This is a genomic window from Kordia sp., from assembly GCF_050633145.1.
Taxonomy (GTDB): domain Bacteria; phylum Bacteroidota; class Bacteroidia; order Flavobacteriales; family Flavobacteriaceae; genus Kordia.
Window position 1 is genome coordinate 53,316 of record NZ_JBOEFY010000079.1, and the last position, 6,531, is coordinate 59,846.

6 protein-coding genes are annotated in these 6,531 nt (G+C 33.3%); 3 read left to right on the forward strand and 3 right to left on the reverse strand.

All coding sequences use genetic code 11. The features are described 5' to 3' along the window. Positions 1-84 precede the first annotated feature (84 nt). The 3 genes from ACRBBL_RS25920 to ACRBBL_RS25930 all read right to left on the reverse strand — a co-directional run bounded on the left by ACRBBL_RS25920 (position 85) and on the right by ACRBBL_RS25930 (position 1,744). Positions 85-873 (reverse strand): TerC family protein, encoded by a 789-nt coding sequence (locus ACRBBL_RS25920; RefSeq protein ID WP_431372012.1) that lies wholly within the window; start codon positions 871-873, stop codon positions 85-87. 1 nt (position 874) lies between these two features. Next, the gene (locus ACRBBL_RS25925; protein ID WP_431372013.1) at positions 875-1,252 is read right to left on the reverse strand and encodes a hypothetical protein; all 378 of its coding nucleotides are present in this window, start codon (positions 1,250-1,252) and stop codon (positions 875-877) included. Between the two features lie 69 nt (positions 1,253-1,321). Then, positions 1,322-1,744, reverse strand: a complete 423-nt coding sequence (locus ACRBBL_RS25930) for a helix-turn-helix domain-containing protein (protein ID WP_431372014.1) — start codon at positions 1,742-1,744, stop codon at positions 1,322-1,324. 307 nt (positions 1,745-2,051) lie between these two features. Between ACRBBL_RS25930 and ACRBBL_RS25935 the strand changes: the two genes are divergently transcribed. The 3 genes from ACRBBL_RS25935 to ACRBBL_RS25945 all read left to right on the forward strand — a co-directional run bounded on the left by ACRBBL_RS25935 (position 2,052) and on the right by ACRBBL_RS25945 (position 6,503). After that, positions 2,052-3,191, forward strand: coding sequence for a M14 family metallopeptidase (locus ACRBBL_RS25935; RefSeq protein ID WP_431372015.1), 1,140 nt, complete (start codon positions 2,052-2,054; stop codon positions 3,189-3,191). A gap of 87 nt (positions 3,192-3,278) precedes the next feature. Then, positions 3,279-3,758, forward strand: coding sequence for an Lrp/AsnC family transcriptional regulator (locus ACRBBL_RS25940; protein WP_431372016.1), 480 nt, complete (start codon positions 3,279-3,281; stop codon positions 3,756-3,758). A gap of 156 nt (positions 3,759-3,914) precedes the next feature. Next, positions 3,915-6,503, forward strand: coding sequence for a phosphoenolpyruvate carboxylase (locus tag ACRBBL_RS25945; protein ID WP_431372017.1), 2,589 nt, complete (start codon positions 3,915-3,917; stop codon positions 6,501-6,503). Positions 6,504-6,531: the final 28 nt, after the last annotated feature.

A 6,531-nucleotide genomic window follows, 5' to 3' on the forward strand; every position in this document is an offset into this window, starting at 1 on the left:
TTAACAGTTTACTTTGAAACAAAATAGGTAGTAAAAACTTGACTAGCAACCAACAACCAACAACCAACAACAGGAGCAAAGCGACTACACCTTCTTCTTCGCCATTCGTAAATTCAAGAATTCTACCATTAATGAAAAAGCAATTGCAAAATACAAGTATCCTTTAGGAATAGCACCAACTTCTTGTCCAAACACTTTTAAGTGAGAAATATGCGCTGCTTCTGCGATCAGCATAAATCCAATCAAAATCAAAAATGACAATCCTAAAATCTGTATCGAAGGGTTTTTATTTACAAAGGTTCCAACAGGATTGGCAAACAACATCATAATAATTACAGAGGCTACCACAGCAATAATCATCACGATTAAGGCGTCAGTTGGGTTTGCAGAAATTCCGTTTGTCATACCAATGGCAGTCAAAATAGAATCAAATGAAAATACAATATTTATCATGGTGATTTGTACAATCGCTTTCGTTAAAGTTGTAGAACGATGGTTTTTCACTTCACGTTCATCATGCTCGCGATCAACTACTTTTTCATGAATTTCCTTTGTACTTTTATACAACAGAAAAATTCCACCAAAAAACAAAATCACAGCTTGCCAGCTAATTCCTCCAGTAATCCAGCTTTCATTAATAAGCCAAAAAGGCGCTTTCATTGCAATCAACCAAGAAATACCGAAAAGCAATATAATACGCATTGCCATAGCAAGTACCAAACCTATAGTAGTAGCGCGTTTGCGAAGTTTTTCTGGTAACTTTCCAGCGGCGATTGAAATAAAAATAATATTATCAATTCCTAAAACAATTTCTAACAAAGTCAGCGTTACAATAGCTGCCCAAACATCTGGATTTGAAAATAATTCGAACATATTATTTTAGTTTTTTAACAGTACCACGTTTTTTAGTAGATTGATCTTCAAGTAAACAATATTCCAATAAATACGAATCTTTCGTGGTAGAAAGAATCTTCATCTGTATAGGTTTACTATCAGAATAATCGACAGGATGCAATTTTCGACCAATAAACTCGCAATCATTTACCCAACGTATCGTAAAAGTATCAATCTTATTTTCATAATAATCAATACTCAATGTATCTGTGCGGACAGATTTACCAGTTTTAGTTTCTCCGTCAATTTCATACGTAAACTCAAAAGTTCCAGTTTGGAAATCTTTACAGTTACGTTCTACATGATAACATGAAGTAAGGAGTAATGCAATGCCAATACAAAAGATGAAGTTTTTCACTAGATTATGTTTTTGAGTGAATTCTCTACAAAGAAACTAAAAATAAAGATCGATTAAAAAACAATACATTTATTTCTGATACGCCTCAAAAGTTCCATCAGTATAAAAAATTACAATCTTGTCAATTGTTTTTCCATTTGTTGAAATGTTCGTTGGAATAGTGGAAGTTACTTTTTCTTCCAAAGGCAACGATTGTTGAACTGTAGTTTGTGTCGTTTTAGGAATTGAAATTGGAGTAGCAGTTGGAACATTTACGGAAGCAGTTGATTTTGGAAAACTACCTTTTCCATTCAATAACCAATACAATTCTACTTCGGGAAAATTGCTCAAAATCTTCATGACAAATTCCAAACTCGGTTTATTTCTTCCAGATAAAATATGGGAAATACTAGAACGTTGCACGCCTAATTTATCTGCAAATGCAGAGGCAGATAAGTCGTAATATTCAATGACTTTTTTAAGTCTTTTGGTAAAATCGGTTGTGTTTATCATTGTAAACAAATACTTTTAAAATGTAACGTTTACAAATGTAAATAGAATGTTTCAATTCCACAACAATAGTATGTTAAACAATATTTCATAATTAAATTTAACTTTAAGTAAGTGTTGTTAATGCACTGAAATTAAGTAAATTGAAAAAATAAATGAAATTGATATATTTAAAACCGTAATGACGTAGTAATATTAGCTGCTAAGAACAAAGTGCTGTTTACAATAATAAACAAACTAGTGAACAAAACTTGTTTACAAATGTAAAATATACAATGTTTACATTTGTAACCTGTAATCAAACTTACTTATGTATACACATCCATTGGCGAATTGGTATCGCTCACATTTTGAAGCTACTTTACACGGTCGTTATATTACCTTAAATGACATTTCTCCTTTATTAGAAAAGTTGCCATCAAACTTTCATTTAAAACAAATTGGAACGTCAGTTTTAGACCGCCCTATCCATTCCCTAACAATTGGAAATGGAAATAAAAAAATACTCATGTGGTCACAGATGCACGGAAATGAATCGACTACTACAAAAGCTGTTTTTGATTTAATAAACCTCTTAAAAGAACCATCTGAAGCTGCAGAAGCAATTCTTACTAATTGTACCTTGTGTATTATTCCGATGTTAAATCCAGATGGATCACATGCGTATACACGTGTAAATGCGAATGAAATTGACTTAAATCGTGATGCACAAGCATTATCTCAACCAGAAAGCGTGGTTTTAAAAACTGTGTATGATGAATTTCAACCTGATTATTGTTTTAATTTACACGGTCAACGTACTATGTACAGTGCAGGAAATGCGGATAAATCAGCTATTCTATCGTTTTTAACGCCTTCCGAGGATGAAAAGCGGTCTATAACCTCAAATCGAGAGAAAAGCATGGAAATCATTGTAAAAATGAATGAAATGCTGCAAAAAATCATTCCAGATCATATTGGACGTTATGATGACGGATTTAACTTAAACTGTGTTGGAGATACATTTCAGTCACTTGGAACACCAACTGTTTTGTTTGAAGCCGGACACTTTCCAGACGATTATAAACGCGAAAAGGTACGTGAATTAATTTTTTACTCCATGTTAGAAGCAATTCAGTATGTAAGTTCAACAGACATAAAAGGAGTACATACAGAAGCGTATTTTAAGATTCCGGAGAACGAAAAACTACATTATGATATCATTTTAAAAAACGTCGAAACTGACGAAAACGAAACTTTTGATTTAGGTATAATGTACAAAGAAGTGCTCAAAAATGATAAAATTCACTTTGAACCATATATTGAAGATAAAAAATTGTTAAATAAATTGTTTGCACACAAAACAATTGATTTTCAGGAGGCAAACGCTCAGAGGTATATATTTCAATCGTTTTCGTTGCAAAGTGAGGTTGTTCAGTATTTAATAAAATTCAATAAAATTGTCAATTAGTTAACATATCTAAAGGGATTTTATGCATTATTATTCGGTTTTTTTTGTTTTTTTTGCATTATCTTTAATAAATAATATAAGATAATCATGGCAAAATTTAGGTTAGATGAAGTAGATCATCAGATATTGGACATGCTGATTGAGAATACTAGAATCCCATTTACGGACATCGCAAAAAAATTATTAATTTCAGCAGGAACGGTTCACGTTCGTGTTAAAAAATTAGAAGAAGCAGGAATCATAAAAGGTTCTTCATTAACATTAGACTATCAAAAATTAGGGTATTCATTTATCGCTTATGTAGGTATTTTTCTTGAAAAAACCTCTCAAACTAAGTTTGTATTAAATAGAATACATGAAATTCCATATATCACTGTTGCGCACATCACAACAGGAAAATTTAATATTTTCTGTAAAGTTCGTGCAAAGGATACAAAACACGCAAAGGATATCATTTTTATGATTGATGATATTGAAGGTGTTTCACGTACAGAAACCATGATTTCATTAGAAGAAAGCATTAATGATAAGAATCGCTTGATGCATTCAATCTTTAATGATTTGTAAAAAAAACGAAAAATATAGCATTTAAACCCTTGCGCTTTTCGTGTGAGGGTTTTTTTTATTAGTGTAATTCAATGTTGAGTTGAACTAAATATGTTGAAAAACAGCTACTTAAAACTGAATCACTATTTAATAATATCATTTTAAAATACCAATTCCATGTCTCGCAAACCAAAACTAAAACGTTTCAAAGAAAACGTATCTTCAAAATATCAAATCTACAACAGTATTTTTATGACGTTGCCTTTTGATGGAATCTCCAATACAGGTGTGTTATTGCCTTTATTTAGTGAGATTTGTGAAAAAGGGTATGAGCTCGATAAAAACCCTTCTCAAATTGTACGCAAGTTCTTTGAGCGATATGTTGAACAAGATAAAACAGAAGAAGAAAAGATTAATTTACTATTTCGGTTCATTCAGTATATTGAACGTCAGGTAGTTTTATTTGATGCAGTTGAAGATGCGGCTTTTCCAATTGTAAACAACATGGATGGACGTGGAACACTGCGAAACATCAAGGAAGAAGCGCAAGAAAAACATAAAATAGAAGCTTTAAAAACGTATTTAAAGCGCTTTAAAATTCGTCCTGTACTAACGGCGCATCCAACGCAGTTTTATCCTGGGCAAGTGCTAGGAATCATTACTGATTTAGCGGAAGCGATAGAAAAAGATGACTTGTTAACGATTAAAAAGTTATTGGCGCAGCTTGGAAAAACTCCTTTCTTTAAAAAAGAAAAACCAACGCCGTATGATGAAGCAGTGAGCTTAATTTGGTATTTAGAAAATGTATTTTATCACTCTGCTGGTAAAATATACAACTACATTCAGCAAAACATCTTTAAAGACGAAGAACTAGACAATCAAGTAATTGATTTAGGTTTTTGGCCTGGTGGCGATCGTGATGGAAATCCGTTTGTGACTACTGAAATTACTTTAAAGGTTGCAGAACGCTTACGTAGTACTATTTTACTCAACTATTACCGTGATATCCGTACACTAAAGCGTAGACTTACGTTTGAAGGTGTAGAAAAGCGTTTAGCGAGCCTTGAACGTATGTTGTATGACAATGTGTATTTGCTAAAAGAAGAAGGAATGCTGTCTTTGGTTGAGTTTGAAGCAGAACTAAAAGCGATAAGAGCAATTATAGTTTCTGATCATCAATCATTGTTCCGCGCGGAAATTGACGATTTAATCAATAAAGTAAAGTTATTTGGATATCACTTTGCAATGCTAGACATTCGCCAAGATTCAAGAGTGCATCAAGGTGTGTTTGAAAACATTGTTGATACTATGAAAAATAGAGGAGAAGCCTTGTTTTCAATCGACTATGTAAATTCATCCGAAGAAGAAAAAATAGAAGTACTTACAAATATTGACAAAACAGTTCAGTCTGCATATTTCGAAAATGAAATAACAAATTCTACGATTTCATCTATTTATGCAATGAAAAAGATTCAGGATCGCAATGGTGAACGCGGTTCAAATCGATATATTATTAGTAACAATCAATCGGCATTACACGTCATGGAAGCATTTACAATGTTACGTTTGTGCGATTGGAAGCAGCCAGATGTAGATGTTTCTCCGTTGTTTGAAACAGTTCCAGATTTACAAGCAGCGCAAGATGTAATGCGAACTTTGTATTCAAACGAAGCGTATGCAGCACATTTAAAACGCAGAGGAAACAAGCAATACATTATGTTAGGTTTCTCTGATGGAACTAAAGATGGTGGGTATTTGATGGCGAATTGGAGTATTTTCAAAGCGAAAGAAGAATTAACCACAATTTCTCGTGAATACGGAATCAAAGTCATCTTTTTTGATGGACGTGGTGGACCGCCAGCTCGTGGAGGAGGAAAAACACATCAATTCTACGCTTCATTAGGAAATACGGTTGAAGATGAAGAAATCCAGTTAACGGTGCAAGGGCAAACGATTAGTTCAAACTTTGGAACTTTAGAATCGTGTCAGTATAACTTAGAACAGTTGTTGAGTTCGGGAATTTCAAATGAAATATTCTCAGACGCTACTGCGGAATTTTCAGATACAGATAAAAAGACAATGGAAGCTTTGGCTTCCATAAGTTATGATACGTATGTAGCTTTCAAAAAACATCCATGCTTTTTAACGTATTTAGAGCGTATGAGTACATTAAAATATTATGCAAAAACCAATATTGGAAGTCGTCCGTCAAAGCGTTCGAAATCGAAAGAATTCAACTTTTCAGATTTACGAGCTATTCCATTTGTGGGAAGCTGGAGTCAACTAAAACAAAACGTTCCTGGTTTTTATGGTGTTGGAACAGCACTAGAATATATGGAGAAAAGTGGAAAGTTTGAAGCTGTAGAAGATCTATATAAAAACTCTTCTTTCTTTAGAACACTGCTTGAAAACAGTATGATGAGTTTAACGAAGTCTTTCTTTAAGTTAACCGCGTATATGAAAGACAATGAGGAGTTTGGTGAATTTTGGAGCATAATTTTTGAGGAATTCAATCGCACAAAGCGAATGCTTTTAAAACTAACAGGTTACGAAAGCTTAATGGAGAATGAGCAAGCAGGAAAAGCTTCAATTCACGCACGTGAAAAGATTGTTTTACCGTTACTTACGATTCAACAATACGCATTGCGTAAAATTCAAGAATTACAGAAGGATCCAGAAGCTAACAAAGACGAGCTTAAAATCTATGAAAAAATGGTGACACGTTCATTATTTGGAAACATTAATGCGAGTCGTAATTCGGCGTAGCTTTGGCTTCGCTCAGCTGCTGCTTAGA